Source organism: Flavobacterium sp. M31R6, from assembly GCF_013284035.1.
GTDB lineage: Bacteria > Bacteroidota > Bacteroidia > Flavobacteriales > Flavobacteriaceae > Flavobacterium.
Genome location: NZ_CP054141.1, coordinates 3,247,313 through 3,261,595 on the forward strand (window position 1 = coordinate 3,247,313; position 14,283 = coordinate 3,261,595).

General features: G+C 32.8%; 15 protein-coding genes. 1 reads left to right on the top strand and 14 read right to left on the bottom strand.

The window, feature by feature from the left end; genetic code table 11:
• Positions 1-74: 74 nt before the first annotated feature.
• The 8 genes from dapA to rpsF all read right to left on the bottom strand — a co-directional run bounded on the left by dapA (position 75) and on the right by rpsF (position 6,138).
• Positions 75-962 carry a 4-hydroxy-tetrahydrodipicolinate synthase gene (gene dapA, locus HQN62_RS13320; protein ID WP_116797851.1) on the bottom strand — a complete coding sequence of 296 codons (888 nt, stop codon included), beginning with the start codon at positions 960-962 and terminating at the stop codon, positions 75-77.
• A gap of 8 nt (positions 963-970) precedes the next feature.
• Complete coding sequence (locus tag HQN62_RS13325) at positions 971-1,489, bottom strand: DUF6913 domain-containing protein (protein WP_173504728.1); 519 nt, start codon at positions 1,487-1,489, stop codon at positions 971-973.
• Between the two features lie 136 nt (positions 1,490-1,625).
• Positions 1,626-2,318: a hypothetical protein gene (locus tag HQN62_RS13330; protein ID WP_173504729.1), complete on the bottom strand. Its 693-nt coding sequence runs from the start codon at positions 2,316-2,318 to the stop codon at positions 1,626-1,628.
• Complete coding sequence (gene ligA / locus HQN62_RS13335) at positions 2,308-4,311, bottom strand: NAD-dependent DNA ligase LigA (protein ID WP_173504730.1); 2,004 nt, start codon at positions 4,309-4,311, stop codon at positions 2,308-2,310. The genes HQN62_RS13330 and ligA overlap by 11 nt, the downstream gene beginning before the upstream one ends.
• 74 nt (positions 4,312-4,385) lie before the next feature.
• Positions 4,386-4,859, bottom strand: coding sequence for a DUF6495 family protein (locus HQN62_RS13340; protein ID WP_173504731.1), 474 nt, complete (start codon positions 4,857-4,859; stop codon positions 4,386-4,388).
• Positions 4,860-4,984: 125 nt separating this feature from the next.
• A complete protein-coding gene (rplI, locus tag HQN62_RS13345) occupies positions 4,985-5,428 on the bottom strand; it encodes a 50S ribosomal protein L9 (RefSeq protein ID WP_116797846.1) in 444 nt (147 codons plus the stop codon).
• 66 nt (positions 5,429-5,494) lie between these two features.
• Positions 5,495-5,791, bottom strand: coding sequence for a 30S ribosomal protein S18 (rpsR, locus tag HQN62_RS13350; protein WP_007138295.1), 297 nt, complete (start codon positions 5,789-5,791; stop codon positions 5,495-5,497).
• A gap of 5 nt (positions 5,792-5,796) precedes the next feature.
• On the bottom strand, positions 5,797-6,138 hold the full coding sequence (gene rpsF, locus HQN62_RS13355; RefSeq protein ID WP_077370382.1) for a 30S ribosomal protein S6: 342 nt from the start codon (positions 6,136-6,138) through the stop codon (positions 5,797-5,799).
• Positions 6,139-6,303: 165 nt separating this feature from the next.
• Between rpsF and HQN62_RS13360 the strand changes: the two genes are divergently transcribed.
• Positions 6,304-6,999 (top strand): LytR/AlgR family response regulator transcription factor, encoded by a 696-nt coding sequence (locus HQN62_RS13360; RefSeq protein WP_111408723.1) that lies wholly within the window; start codon positions 6,304-6,306, stop codon positions 6,997-6,999.
• Positions 7,000-7,010: 11 nt separating this feature from the next.
• Here the strand turns inward: HQN62_RS13360 and priA are convergent, their stop codons facing one another.
• The 6 genes from priA to HQN62_RS13390 form a co-directional block, all read right to left on the bottom strand.
• Positions 7,011-9,461, bottom strand: a complete 2,451-nt coding sequence (gene priA, locus HQN62_RS13365) for a replication restart helicase PriA (RefSeq protein WP_173504732.1) — start codon at positions 9,459-9,461, stop codon at positions 7,011-7,013.
• 24 nt (positions 9,462-9,485) lie between these two features.
• Complete coding sequence (bla-B1-FLAV, locus tag HQN62_RS13370; protein ID WP_173504733.1) at positions 9,486-10,238, bottom strand: subclass B1 metallo-beta-lactamase; 753 nt, start codon at positions 10,236-10,238, stop codon at positions 9,486-9,488.
• Between the two features lie 16 nt (positions 10,239-10,254).
• Complete coding sequence (locus tag HQN62_RS13375) at positions 10,255-10,689, bottom strand: DUF2147 domain-containing protein (protein ID WP_173504734.1); 435 nt, start codon at positions 10,687-10,689, stop codon at positions 10,255-10,257.
• Positions 10,690-10,802: 113 nt separating this feature from the next.
• Entirely contained in the window at positions 10,803-11,735 is a 933-nt protein-coding gene (locus HQN62_RS13380; RefSeq protein WP_173504735.1) for a YihY/virulence factor BrkB family protein, read from the bottom strand.
• A 4-nt stretch (positions 11,736-11,739) separates the two neighbouring features.
• Positions 11,740-12,597 carry a carboxylating nicotinate-nucleotide diphosphorylase gene (gene nadC / locus HQN62_RS13385; RefSeq protein ID WP_173504736.1) on the bottom strand — a complete coding sequence of 286 codons (858 nt, stop codon included), beginning with the start codon at positions 12,595-12,597 and terminating at the stop codon, positions 11,740-11,742.
• Between the two features lie 224 nt (positions 12,598-12,821).
• Positions 12,822-14,198 (bottom strand): M28 family peptidase, encoded by a 1,377-nt coding sequence (locus tag HQN62_RS13390; protein WP_173504737.1) that lies wholly within the window; start codon positions 14,196-14,198, stop codon positions 12,822-12,824.
• Positions 14,199-14,283 lie beyond the last annotated feature (85 nt).

Consider the following 14,283-nt stretch of genomic DNA (forward strand, 5'->3'; position numbering starts at 1 on the left):
AAGTTAGGTGGCAAATTTAGTTATTAATTTAGCTATTACAAAATATTTCTTTATTTAAAAAAAACGACAGCTATTTATGAGTTTTTAACCATTTTCTTTACAAAAGAATCCAATCGGCTTGCCAAAGATTCATCTACAGAAACCAATGGCAAACGAACAACATTCTCCGTAATACCCAGAATACTGAATACTTCTTTGATACCTGCTGGATTACCTTGCTCAAAAATCATATCAATACAATCCGCCAATAAATAATGTAATTTAAAGGCATCATCTACTTTTCTATTCAAACCCAATCGAATCATCTCTGAAAACTCTTTTGGAAAACCTTGTCCTATAACCGAAATTACTCCCGCACCTCCAGCCAAAACTACTGGCAAAGCAATCATATCATCACCAGAAATAACCAAAAAATCTTTAGGTTTATTTTTCAATAACTGCATAGCTTGCACTAAATCGCCAGCTGCTTCTTTTATTGCTACTATATTATCAAAATCATTTGCCAATCTAAGAACCGTTGACGGCAGCATGTTACTGGATGTTCTTCCCGGAACATTATATAAAATCACAGGAATAGGCGACGCTTCAGAAACGGCTTTAAAATGTTGGTATATTCCTTCTTGACTAGGTTTATTATAATAAGGAGAAACAGACAAAATAGCTACAAAATCGGATAAATCTCTAGTACGTAATTCTTCAACAACATTTAAAGTATTATTTCCTCCCACACCAAGAACTAAAGGTAATCTACCTGCATTCACTTCAATTACTGTCGCGATTACAAGCTCTTTTTCTTCTTCAGACAAGGTCGCATTTTCGGCTGTTGTACCTAAAACAACAAGATATTCGATTCCTCCGTCTATTGAAAAATTCACAACTCTTCTTAAAGCATCAATATCAATTGTAAAATCGTCTTTAAACGGCGTGATTAGGGCAACACCTGTTCCTATTAATGATTGCATATTTTAAATTATATTTTGTTTAATATTTTTAAGTACCGGAATAACTCATTTGTAAACCCCTTGTAATTCTCTGGATCTATATTTATCATAAAATGATTTAATCTTTCATCGACAGTTGAAAAACCAACCTTAAATTTTGCATTGGAACTATTCGTTAAAAGCAACAAAAAGGGCTTTTCCTCATTATAATAATTAATCAATAAATCAAATTCTTCAGAAATAAACTCATTTATTGGCTGTTGTGTAAATTCACTTTTTAAATTCAAATCCTTTAACCCAAATGTAGGTTCTAGATAAACTTCTTTACTTTTTAAAAGGTCTCGAAAAACAATAACTTTAATATTATTTTCTAAAACTCCATTGGAAATAATTTCCTGTTTCAAAGCTGCTGTTTCCAAAAAATTGCTTTCATCAACAATCAAACCGACCATAGTAATAGGCGAGTTTAATGACTCACCCTTGACATTACGCAGGCTCTTTTTTAAAGTTTTTTTTAATATAAAGCTCTTTATATAGTTTAAAAACATATCACTTTTAAAAGATTACAAATTTAATTATTTAAGTTACATTTGAGATGGCAAATCTAAAAAACTATAACGACTTTTTAAAACTTTTTGTTATATTCTTAACATTATTTATGTTTTTGATTTAAGTAAAAAAAAATTAATCTTCTTTTAAATCATCTGAAACTTTATCTTTTTCCAATAAATAATTTACCATAAAGAAATAGGATAAAAATTGAGTAACAATACTAAGCAGAATAAAAGCATAATTGTAAAAATAAAATTTATACAACACAAAAAAGATATCCGTTATTATAAAACAAATACACATTAGCATAGCATTAAAAAGAGCATAACTACCACTTTTAATGTAGTTTATAATAGAAACGATACTCAAAATACTTAGAATTATACCAAAAGCCACATACAATGAAAAATCGAGCTCTAAGTTTTCAAGCTCTAAGTTTAAAACGGAATAGCAAATACTCCCAATACCTAGAATCAAAATAAAAATCGAAAGACTATCCCTATAACTAAATTTTAGATATTTAAAATCTTTTTGGGCTAAATATAAAAGTAAAACATAAACTGCCAATACACATAAAAAAGAACCCATTGCAGATTCACTAATATTTAGTGTGGTAAAAATATCCCTCACAAAAAGCAGCAAGAAAATCAATCCTTTGAAGAAGGTAATTTTATAATTATTCGATACCAAATAATAGATAAACAAAGAGGGAATTATAATTGACTTACCGCATAGCACCAACCCTTCATAGTCTAACAACTTAAATAGCACGACCAATGCTGAAGTAACAAAAAACAATATAAGTGATGGAGTACTAGCTTTCATTTAACATGGTTATAAATTGATCTTCAGAAATTATTGCTATGCTGAGTTTGTTGGCTTTTTCAAGTTTAGCAGGTCCCATATTATCTCCAGCAACAACAAAATCTGTCTTGGCCGATATAGAACTTCCCACTTTTCCTCCGTTGTCTTCAATGGCCTTTTTTAATTCATCCCTAGAAAAAGCAGAAAAAACACCAGAAACGACAAATGTTTTCCCTAAGAATTTCTCCGTTGCATTTGGATTTACTTTTTCAACAATTTCAAATTGTACGCCATAACTTTTTAATCTTTCGATGATGATTTTATTTTCATTATTTTCAAAAAAGTCAATTACGCTTTGCGCAATTCTTTCTCCAATTTCATCTACCAAAATCAAATCCATAAGAGTTGCCTGTCGCAATGCATCAATATTTTTATAATGCTTAGCCAACTTTTTGGCAACTGTTTCCCCGACAAATCGAATCCCCAAAGCAAACAAAACACTTTCGAAAGGAATATTTTTTGAATTTTCAACACCCTTCACTAAATTCTCAGCTGATTTCTGGGCCATTCTCTCCAAAGGCAGAATTTGCTCAACTGTTAGTTCATACAAATCGGCATAATTGTGAACCAATCCGTTATTGAATAGCAATGCCACAGTTTCGCCTCCAAGACCTTCTATGTCCATAGCTTTTCGTGAAATATAATGCTGAATTCTACCAATAATTTGCGGAGGACAACCATAAAAATTAGGACAATAATGATTGGCCTCACCCTCCCCGCGAATCAATTCCGTATTACACTCAGGACAGTGGGTTATATACTTTGTAGGCTCAGAATAATCGGGGCGTTTACTTAAATCAACTGCTGTAATTTTAGGAATAATCTCCCCGCCTTTTTCTACAAAAACGGTATCATCCACTCGAATATCTAATTTCTCAATCTGATCAGCATTATGCAATGAAGCGCGTTTCACAATCGTTCCAGCTAATTGTACCGGTTCAAGATTTGCTACTGGAGTAATAGCTCCGGTTCTTCCAACTTGATAGGATATAGAATTTAGTTTTGTAGCAACTTGCTCTGATTTGAATTTATATGCAATTGCCCAGCGTGGAGATTTGGCAGTATACCCTAACTCTTCCTGATGGCGGAAATCATTTACTTTTATAACCACACCATCCGTTTCATAAGGCAATTCATGACGATGTACATCCCAATAGTCAATAAACTCAAAGACTTCATTTAGACTCTTTGACAACTTTGCTTCGGTCGGAGCTTTGAATCCCCATTTTCTGGCAACCTCCAATCCTTCAAATTGAGTGCTAAAAGGTAAATTTGGTCCAATTAAAAAATATAGCAAACAATCCAAAGGGCGCTTTGCCACTTCAGCACTGTCTTGTAATTTTAAACTTCCGGACGCAGTATTTCTGGGATTAGAATAAGGTGTTTCGCCAATTTCAATTAATTCCTGATTCATTCTTTCAAATCCGGCAAAAGGCAAAATAATTTCACCCCGAATAGCAAACTGCTCAGGATAATTTCCTTTCAACTGCAAAGGAATAGATTTTATTGTCTTTATGTTATTGGTCACATCATCTCCTTGAAAACCATCTCCACGAGTCACAGCCCGCTTTAATTTTCCATTTTCGTAAGTGATGCTTATCGACGCTCCGTCATATTTCAATTCGCAGGTATATTCTAATGGAACATCACCCAAAACTTTCTGAATTCGATTTTCCCAATCAATCAAATCTTCTTTGGAATAGGAATTGTCTAGCGAATACATGCGATATTCATGCGGAATAGTTTCAAAATTTTTAGTCACTGTTCCACCTACTCTCTGTGTTGGAGAATTGGCATCAAAAAATTCGGGATGTTTATTTTCTAAATCTTGAAGTTCCTTTAATTTCATATCAAACTCAAAATCAGACAATGTTGGTTTATCCAACACATAATAATTATGATTGTGTAGATTGAGTTCTTCCCTAAGTGTTTGGATGGTTTGCAGTATATCCATAAAACAAAAAATTGGCTATTTTAGTGTATTAAATAATCTACTAAAATAACCAATTTAAACTGTAAAAATCAAATTTATCCCTCGATAATCGAATTAATTTGATTGTATAATTGACCATCACTCAAAAAGGAGCCTTGTTGTATCAATTGAAAAATAGAAAGATTTCGCTCTTCAGTAAATTCTTTTTTACCCACTTTCATTTCAATTGTTTCTGTAAACATATTATCGCTAAGCCATTCCAAACCTTCTTTTGTCAAAAAATCAGTTTCCGGAACCAATGATTTTAAAACAATCGATTTTATATGTGTGTCAAAACAATGAAAAAGGAAAATATGGTTTTTGGAGAAAAACTCTAAATAGGTAGCTTTTGTAAGCACACCTTCCCAAATCAAATCTGAAAAAACATCCAATTCTTGTTCTGCCACCTCTGGTTTTTCGGCTTTGATTTTGACCCATTCCGTTTTATCAATTGCCTGAGTTGCCAAAAAATTAGTAAATTCCTGTGTTAACTCTTCAAATTGTTCTTTTGTAAGTCTGGTGTATTTCATAATTAAACACTTAGCATTTGAACTGCTCAAACTTTATTCTAAAAAAGTACAAGCAATACGAATTATTTTTTGTTAAACAAAAAAATCCCGACTTTCATCGGGATTTTGATATAATAATTTAGAGTTTATGCTTTTTCAGCGATAATTTCATAAGGTAATTCAACAATAACATCTCTGTGCAATCTTACAGAAGCGCTATATTTACCAATACGTTTTACAATCCCTGAAGTGATAAATTTTCTGTCAATTACTTGACCACCTTTAGCTAAAGCTTCAGCGATATCAATGTTTGTGATTGAACCAAATAATTTTTCACCACCTGCTTTTGCAGAAATTTTAATTTCGATAGCTTTCAAAGCTTCAGCCAATGCTTTAGCATCTGCTACAACTTTAGCTTCTTTGTGAGCTCTTTGTTTTAGGTTTTCAGCCAATACTTTCTTTGCAGAAGAAGTAGCTAAATGAGCGAATCCTTGAGGAATCAAGAAGTTACGACCGTATCCGTTTTTTACAGTTACTACATCATCTTTAAATCCTAAATTTTGAACATCTTTTCTTAAAATAAGTTCCATGTTGTTGTCCTTTATTTGAGAAGTTAGGTTTCATATTTCAGAAAACCAACAACTGTTAATTTTTAATTATTTTAATAAATCGGCCACGTATGGCATTAAAGCTAAGTGACGCGCTCTTTTTACAGCTACAGACACTTTTCTTTGGTATTTTAATGAAGTTCCAGTTAAACGACGAGGAAGAATTTTTCCTTGTTCGTTTACGAATTTCAATAAGAAATCAGCATCTTTATAATCGATATATTTGATACCTGATTTTTTGAAACGACAATACTTTTTAGTTTTGTTAGTTTCTATATTCAAAGGCGTAAGATATCTGATATCCCCGTCTTTTTTTCCTGAAGCAGATTGTTGTAATGTTGCCATGATAATTAAGCTTTTTGAGATTTAAGTTTTGCTCTTCTTCTTTCAGCCCAAGAAATAGCATGTTTGTCAAGACTTACAGTTAAGAAACGCATAACTCTTTCGTCACGTCTAAATTCAGTTTCAAAAGCAATAAGAACTTCTCCTGATACTTTGAATTCGAACAAGTGGTAAAATCCACTTTTTTTGTTTTGAATTTCGTAAGCCATTTTTTTAAGGCCCCAATCTTCTTTCGACACCATTTCTGCTCCTCTACTAGTAAGAAAATCTTCAAATTTGCTTACTGTTTCCTTTACCTGAACTTCAGATAAAACGGGATTTAAAATGAAAACAGTTTCATAATGATTCATAAAAAATTTATTTATTTGTTAAATTGGCTGCAAAAGTAATCTTTTTTTTTGAACATGCAAGTACAAAAATACTATAATCGACGTATGACAAAAAAAGATTTGCTTTTTTTAGTTTTATAAAAAAAAAAGGCTATTTTTACTTGACCAAATCAAAAATTTGAAATTATGAAACTAAACTGTGTAGTCGTAGATGATAGTTCAATACAAAGAATGATTATTGCAAAGTTAGTTAATAATCACACTAACTTAAATTTAATTGGTGATTTTTCTAATGCAATAGAAGCCAAAAGTTGTATGACTGTTCATACGGTAGACTTAATATTTCTTGATATTGAGATGCCTGTTATTAGTGGTTTTGATTTCCTTGATGGTTTAAAAACCAAGCCCCAGATTATCTTCATCACCTCAAAAGCCGAATACGCAATGAAAGCCTTTGACTATGATGCCACAGATTATCTACAAAAGCCTATTTCTATTGAGCGTTTTAATGCCTCAGTTCGTAGAGCAATTGATCACTACCTTCTTAAGAAAGAAAACAAAGAAGATGAAGGCGAACATATATTTATCAAAAGTAACTTGAAGAAATTAAAAGTTTTTACTTCTAAGATTAAATGGATTGAAGCTTTTGGTGATTATGTAAAAGTAGTTACGGAAGACGACAGTAATCTTGTGCTTTCGACAATGAAATCATTTGAGAATGATTTGTCAAAAGATAAATTTATAAGGGTCCACAAATCCTACATTGTAAATATTGACAAGATTGATCGTTTCAACAGTAAATTTGCCGAAATCGGAGTAACAAAAATTCCTTTGAGCCGAAACAAAAAAGAAGATTTAGTAAAAGCACTTGCCTATTCTTAGAAAATTACTCATTAATAAAAATCAACATTTACAGTAACTTTTATAGCTCTGTATTGTGAAACAGCCTCAAAACTATTTAGAATTTTCTGAATAGTTTTTTTTGTGCTCACAATTGAGGTATTTTGAGGTATCTTAATAATTATAGTTCTAATGTATTCATTTCGTATTCTGCTGATTGCAGGTTCTTCCGGACCTAAAACCGGCATAGCCAAATTTTGGCTCAACACTTGATACAACCACATAGCGCCTTCCTTTAGCTTATCAAAATCACGTTGTTTCAAGGTTAATTTTACAATTCTAAAGTATGGCGGATACTTATAAATTTGCCTGTCATACAATTGCTCCTTATACATTCCTGCATAATCGTTATTAGTAACTTGCTGTATGGTATTATGGTTCGGATTATAAGTCTGAATAATTACTTTTCCTTTTTTCTCAGATCTTCCTGCACGTCCTGCCACTTGAGTCATCATTTGAAAACTTCTTTCAAAAGCACGAAAATCTGGATGATACAACATTGTATCAGCATTCATAATGCCCACCAAATTAACATTGTCAAAATCCAATCCTTTGGCAAGCATTTGAGTTCCTACCAAAATATCAAATTCCCTATTCTTGAAACTATCGATAATTTTCTCAAAACCAAATTTCCCTCGCGTCGTGTCTTGATCCATCCTACCAATTTTTGCACTAGGAAAAATAGTCAATAATTCTTGCTCAATTTGCTCCGTTCCTAAACCTTTGGTTGTCAAGTCAACACTATGACAAGCATGACAATGAGTAGGATTTGCAATAGCATAACCGCAATAATGACAACGCAATTGGTTCTTGTGTTTATGATATGTCAAACTCACATCACACGACTGACAATGAGGAACATGCCCACAGGTTATGCATTCGATAATTGGCGAATATCCCCTTCTGTTTTGAAACAAAATCACTTGCTCACCCAAAGACAAAGCTGCCGTAATTTCATCGATTAAAACGTCGCTAAAATGACCATTCATTTTTTTTCGAAAGTATTTGTCTTTCAAATCCACCAATTCAATTTCAGGCAAACTTACATTCCCAAAACGTTTCAAAATTTCAACAAAACCGAATTTGCCCGATACTGCATTATAATAGGTTTCAATACTTGGCGTAGCTGAGCCCAAAAGCACTTTGGCCTGATGTGCATTTGCCAAAACAATAGCCGCATCACGCGCATGATAGCGAGGAGCAGGATCAGATTGTTTAAAAGTCTGCTCGTGTTCTTCATCAATAACAATAAACCCCAAATCATTAAAAGGCAAAAACAAAGCCGATCTGGCTCCAATTACAATTTGGGCTTTTTCTGCATTTAACAAAACCTGGTTCCAAACTTCCACTCTTTCATTATTACTGTACTTCGAATGAAAAACAGCTACTTTATTTCCGAAATGAGCCCGTAATCTTGAAACCAATTGCGCTGTCAAAGCAATTTCAGGCAACAAATACAATACTTGTTTCCCAGTCGCTAAGTACTCCTCTATAAGTTTAATATAAATTTCAGTCTTCCCGCTTGAGGTTATTCCATGCAAAAGACATACTGATTTTTGTTCAAAATTTTCTTTTATGGATACAAAAGCCATATGTTGGTCTGCACTTAATTTAAGTTCACCATCCCTTCCTTTTCCAGCAAAATTGATTCTGTCTTCCTGTAAAAAATACTCTTCAAAAATTTCTTTTTCAACTAATGCTTTAACAATAGCAGGAGAAGATTGAGCTGTGTCAACCAACTTTTTTACAGTAATCGGTTTTTTTTCAGTAGCGCTTAATTGGAAATAATTCAAAACTACTTCCTTTTGCTTATTGGCACTTTTTAGAATTTCAAGCAATTCCTTCAAACCATCGTTCGTATTGTATTTTGCATGCAATCGAACGTACCGCACTAACTTTGGTTTATAACTTTCCTGAATTTCTTCTTGTAATACTAAAATATTTTTATCGATCAATTTTTGAATCACAGGGAAAATATTCTTCTTATTCAGAATTGAAATAATATCCTGAACTTTTAAAGAACTCTGTTTTTGAAGAGCCTCGTAAACTAAATATTCATCATCCGAGAGTACACTTTCATCAACAAATAAATCGTTCTTTTTAGTAATCACTGTTTCACTTTCCAGCAACAAGGCGCTTGGCATAGCACCGCGATATACATCACCAAGAGCGCACATATAATAATCGGCAATCCAAATCCAATGATTGATTTGAAATTCGGTTACTATAGGACTGTTGTCTAAAATTTGATGAATTTCTTTGGCTTCGTATAGTGTAGGTTTGTTATTGTGAATTTCAATCACCAAAGCCGTATAGATTTTACTTTTTCCAAAAGGTACCGTCACCCTCATTCCTTTTTTTATAAAAAGAAACTCAGCTTCAGATACACGATAGGTGAATGTTTTGGCTAAAGAAAGCGGTAAAATGACTTCGACGAAATACATGTAAAGGTTTTATAGTCTGTAAAATTACTTTTTATTTAATCCAACAGATGCATTTTTTTTATATTCCTGAACCAATTTCAATGTATGATCCAAAGACCCTATATCAGTCCAATCTTCATGGCCCGGAATAATAAATTTTGGATTTTTAAATTTTGTCTGTACTTTATTAATAGATTTCTCCCACTCATTCACATTGGCATCGCCCAAATAACCTAAATCTTTTGCATCAGCACTCTTAATAAAGCATCCTCCATAAAGTACTTTTTCTTTATCAAACCAAACTACAATATTATCTGGCGCATGTCCTTTTCCTGGATAATAAACTTCAAATTTATATTCTCCTACTTTAAAAATAGTATCATTCGGAATTACGAATTCAGCTCTTTTTTCATTTTTATTTTTTAGAATCTCGTCAGTTAATTTTATAGTATAGGTTTTAATTCCTTTTTGTCTAAAAAACTCCAAGCCTCCTGCTCGATCGTCATGAGAATGCGTTGCAAAACACATCACAATATTTTTATTATGTTTGAATTTTATGCTGTCTAACAAAGGCTGAAATTGAGATTTATCCCACGGAGCGTCAAATAAAACAACTCCTTTATCTGTAACCAGATACATTGCGTTTGCAGAAATGAGAGTTCCTTTATAATCATGAAAAGTTTTATAAACATAAAAGTCACCTATAAGATGACTTATTTGCAAAGGCGAATTTTTAGATTGTCCAAAACTATTTGACAGCACTATGAAAAATAAAATTATCGCTGTTATTTTTCGCATTTTATATATTAAGAAATTAATTTTTCACTCTATACCAGTATTGTGTTCTTCCAAACAAAGAAACACCAACATAACCCCTCACTTTTAGTTTGTCTTTACCTTCAAGGGCTATTAAGCACTTATATTCTTCCCCTTTCACAGGATCTAAAATTTTACCTCCATTATATTCATCTCCATCTTTGTCAAGACCTTTGATGATTATCAGTCCCATAATTGGTGCATTTTTATCTTCACCAGAACATTTTGTACAAAGGGATTTTCTTTTTTCTGGATTTAATACATCTATAATTTTTCCGTAGATTTTACCTGATTTTTCATAGATTTCGACGATAGATTTGGCTTGCCCCGTCTCATCATCAATGGTTTTCCATTTTCCAAAAATAGTTTGGCTTTGGGCATTGAAAACCATTGCAAAAAACACAACTAAACTAAATACGATACTTTTTTTCATTTTTCTTAAATTATTATCTCACTTTTTTATTATTCCAAATCGTTGCAACAAACAACGCTTGGGTTTCTTTCGACAAGAATACAAAATTTCATTTAAACAATCTCATTATATTGTTAAACTTTAATGTCATCCTTTGCCTTTTTTAGTTTACGAATTGTAGCATTCAATTCGAATCCCAGTAACAAAATCATACAGTTAATCCAGATGTAAAACATCATAATTAACAATGTTCCAATTGAACCGTATAATTCATTGTATTTTGAAAATCGTAATACCCAAATTCCAAAAAAATAGGAGGAAATAATTATAAGTACCGTTGTAAAAACCGACCCAACACTAATAAATGGAGGTTGATACGATTGTTTTGTCCCGTATCGCAATAAGATAGAAGTTGTTATTAATATCATCAAAATCACAAAAAGGTATCGTCCCAGAATAATCAACGGAATTTGGTCACTCAATACATCCTGTATCGTCGTACTTTGAATTACAACCTCAAAAACAACAATAATTGCAACTGTCAAAAGCAAAATAATGGAAAGTAGCAATGATATTCCCAAAGCAACAAAATATTGATTTATAAAGCCTCTTTTATCCAAAACATGTCGGGAAGATTCAAATCCGCCAAGAATTCCGTTTATACCATTTGCCATCAAGAAAATAGACAGCAAAAACCCAGAAGACACTAATCCAGAATGACTATTATTAAGAATATCGTTTATAATATTGGCAATGGCATCATACGTATTAGGAGGAACTCCTTCTTTTACAAACTCCAGAAAATCGTTTTGAAATCCTTCAATGGGTATGTAGGGAATTAAGTTTAGAATAAATAATGCGAAAGGAAATAATGCCATAAAAAAACTAAAGGCAACTGCGCTGGCATGATAGGAAAATGCGCCATCGATGATTCCCTCAAAATACAATTCCAATAAATCATAGAAAGAAAAACCTCCCAAACCAGGCATTTTAATCTTTTTCAAGACATGCATCAAGTTTCTAACTATCGGAATTTTTTCGAGTTTAGCTTCAATTATTAAACTCATACTATTAGATTGCTTTTAAACTTAGATCCATATTGTAAACCGAATGGGTTAAGGCTCCTGATGAAATATAATTGACACCGCAATCAGCATAAAACCTCATCGTATCTTCGTTAATATTACCCGAAGATTCTGTTTGACATTTGTCGCCAATTAAGGCTACTGCCGTGCGAGTATCTTCGTAATTAAAATTATCAATTAAAATTCTGTGAACTCCTTCACTTTTTAAAATTTCTTCTATTTCAGCAAGGTTTCGGGCTTCGACAATTATTTTAAGATCTAAATTGTGCTCCTTGAGATAGGCTTGAGTTTTGGTTATTGCCAAAGTAATTCCTCCCGCAAAATCTATATGATTATCTTTTAGCATTACCATATCATACAATGCAAAACGGTGATTTTCTCCACCCCCAATTTTCACTGCCCATTTTTCGGCCACTCGGAATCCAGGTGTAGTTTTTCGGGTATCCAATATTTTTGTGTCAGTACCTTTCAGTAATTGTACAAAACTATTCGTTTTGGTTGCAATCGCACTCATACGTTGCATTGTATTCAATACTACCCTTTCAGATTTTAAAATTGATTGAGAGCTGCCCGAAACATGAAAAACAACATCCCCTTTTTTGACTGCAGTTCCATCTTCAATAAAGGTTTCGATTTGCATTTTAGGGTCTACATACTCAAATATCATTTTGGCAAATGCAACTCCTGCAATTATACCATCTTCTTTTACCAATAACTTTGCTTTTCCTTGTGCATCTGCAGGAATACAGGCCAATGAGCTATAATCTCCAGATCCTACATCTTCTCGAATAGCATTTGTAATTAAGCTATTTAATTCGTTTTGAAATTGCGCTTCACTAATCATTTTTTATTCTTTTTATAGAATGCTAAAGTAGGATTTATTTTGTGTATTAAAAAGTAAGTCCTTTTTAAAAATTTTGAATTTCACATTTATTTATGACTATTCATTCTTTCAATTACTAAATCGTCAAAAAAACTATAAACAAGACTAATTTTCAAAAGAAAACCTGCAAGTATTTGGACTACTTGCAGGTTTCTATTTCCTTTATTTTGGCTTAAATATGTGAATTATTCAATACCATTTTGGTCCATCATATAGATTAAAGCAGCCATAGTTCCAGCTCCTAATTCTAATTCCCTTTTATTAATAGCGTCAAATTTATCATTTGCTGCATGATGATAATCAAAATAACGTTGTGAATCTGGCTTTAACCCTGCTTTTACAATTGCTTTCCCTGTTAATGGACCAATATCCGATCCAGAATGACCTTTTACAAAACTATGAATTAGATAAGGCTCGAATAATGCTTTCCAATTTGTAATCTTACTAAAATTAGAGTCATTACATTCTAATGAAAAACCTCTCGGGGTAAAACCTCCTTCGTCACTCTCTAAAGCAAAAATGTGGTTTTCTTTATTTGCCAATGACAATTCTTCATACTTCTTTCCGCCTCTTAATCCGTTTTCTTCATTCATAAAAAGCACCACACGAAGCGTATTTTTAGGCTTGTAATTTAAATTTTTGAAAATATTCATCACTTCCATACTTTGCACTACTCCTGCTCCATCATCATGCGAACCATCAGCCAAGTCCCAAGAATCAAGATGACCTCCAACAACCATAATGTTATCCGGATGTTCCGTTCCCTTAATTTCGCCAACTACATTATACGAAAGTGCATCTTCCAATTGCTGACATGATTGTTTGAAATAGAATTTCAAATTCGGATTGCTTTTCAAAGTCTTGCTTAACAATTCGGCACCATTGGTACTAATGGCGGCTGTTGGAATGTATTTTTCTTTTGGAATATCTCCATAGCTTTGCCCTCCAGCATGTGGGAAATCGTCCAGCCTCAAATTCATTGAACGCACAATTGTCCCAACAGCTCCCATATTAGCAGCTTCTTTGGCACCGGCATATCGTTGATCTACCGCTCCAGAATAGGCATCGAAGGCTTCAATAGCTCCGTTGTTCATGGGTCTGTTATAGAAAACAATCTTCCCTTTTATTTTATCCGCCCCCAAAGCTTTCATTTCATCAAAACTATGAACTTCTACCACTTCGGCAATTAAACCATTTTTTGGAGTTGCTACAGAGCCTCCCAAAGCACAAATCGGCACTTTAATTTTGGTTTTATTGTCTTGAATGTAAGCTGTTTCTTTTTCACCACGAACCCAGTGAGGTACCATTACTTCTTGCAAATACACTTTATCAAAACCCAATGTTTCCATTTGACTTTTGGTGTATTGAACACCTTTTTGAGCTCCCTCAGAGCCCGACAAACGAGATCCTACATTATTCGACAAATGATCCAACCAAGAATAACATTGTGATTTTGTTAATGCAGAATTGTAAATTTCCTTAAAAAATTGTTCGTCTTTGTTTTGGGCAAACAAAGCAACACTATTTACAAAAAGTAAAGAAAGAAGTAGGTTTTTTTTCATTTTGGGTGATTCTTAATTTATAGTTTTAATTAATCGTTGTGCAATTTCGAAATTCTAAAGTAAAATTGATGTTAAAATCAAAAAA

Bases quoted from the DNA above. Each gene is read 5' to 3' on its own strand.
- HQN62_RS13375 (WP_173504734.1), bottom strand. From the start codon at position 10,689: ATGAAAAAAAGTATCGTATTTAGTTTAGTTGTGTTTTTTGCAATGGTT.
- HQN62_RS13325 (WP_173504728.1), bottom strand. From the start codon at position 1,489: ATGTTTTTAAACTATATAAAGAGCTTTATATTAAAAAAAACTTTAAAA.
- rpsF (WP_077370382.1), bottom strand. From the start codon at position 6,138: ATGAATCATTATGAAACTGTTTTCATTTTAAATCCCGTTTTATCTGAA.
- ligA (WP_173504730.1), bottom strand. From the start codon at position 4,311: ATGGATATACTGCAAACCATCCAAACACTTAGGGAAGAACTCAATCTA.
- HQN62_RS13360 (WP_111408723.1), top strand. From the start codon at position 6,304: ATGAAACTAAACTGTGTAGTCGTAGATGATAGTTCAATACAAAGAATG.
- HQN62_RS13340 (WP_173504731.1), bottom strand. From the start codon at position 4,859: ATGAAATACACCAGACTTACAAAAGAACAATTTGAAGAGTTAACACAG.
- bla-B1-FLAV (WP_173504733.1), bottom strand. From the start codon at position 10,238: ATGCGAAAAATAACAGCGATAATTTTATTTTTCATAGTGCTGTCAAAT.
- HQN62_RS13390 (WP_173504737.1), bottom strand. From the start codon at position 14,198: ATGAAAAAAAACCTACTTCTTTCTTTACTTTTTGTAAATAGTGTTGCT.
- dapA (WP_116797851.1), bottom strand. From the start codon at position 962: ATGCAATCATTAATAGGAACAGGTGTTGCCCTAATCACGCCGTTTAAA.
- nadC (WP_173504736.1), bottom strand. From the start codon at position 12,597: ATGATTAGTGAAGCGCAATTTCAAAACGAATTAAATAGCTTAATTACA.
- priA (WP_173504732.1), bottom strand. From the start codon at position 9,461: ATGTATTTCGTCGAAGTCATTTTACCGCTTTCTTTAGCCAAAACATTC.
- rplI (WP_116797846.1), bottom strand. From the start codon at position 5,428: ATGGAACTTATTTTAAGAAAAGATGTTCAAAATTTAGGATTTAAAGAT.
- rpsR (WP_007138295.1), bottom strand. From the start codon at position 5,791: ATGGCAACATTACAACAATCTGCTTCAGGAAAAAAAGACGGGGATATC.
- HQN62_RS13380 (WP_173504735.1), bottom strand. From the start codon at position 11,735: ATGAGTTTAATAATTGAAGCTAAACTCGAAAAAATTCCGATAGTTAGA.
- HQN62_RS13330 (WP_173504729.1), bottom strand. From the start codon at position 2,318: ATGAAAGCTAGTACTCCATCACTTATATTGTTTTTTGTTACTTCAGCA.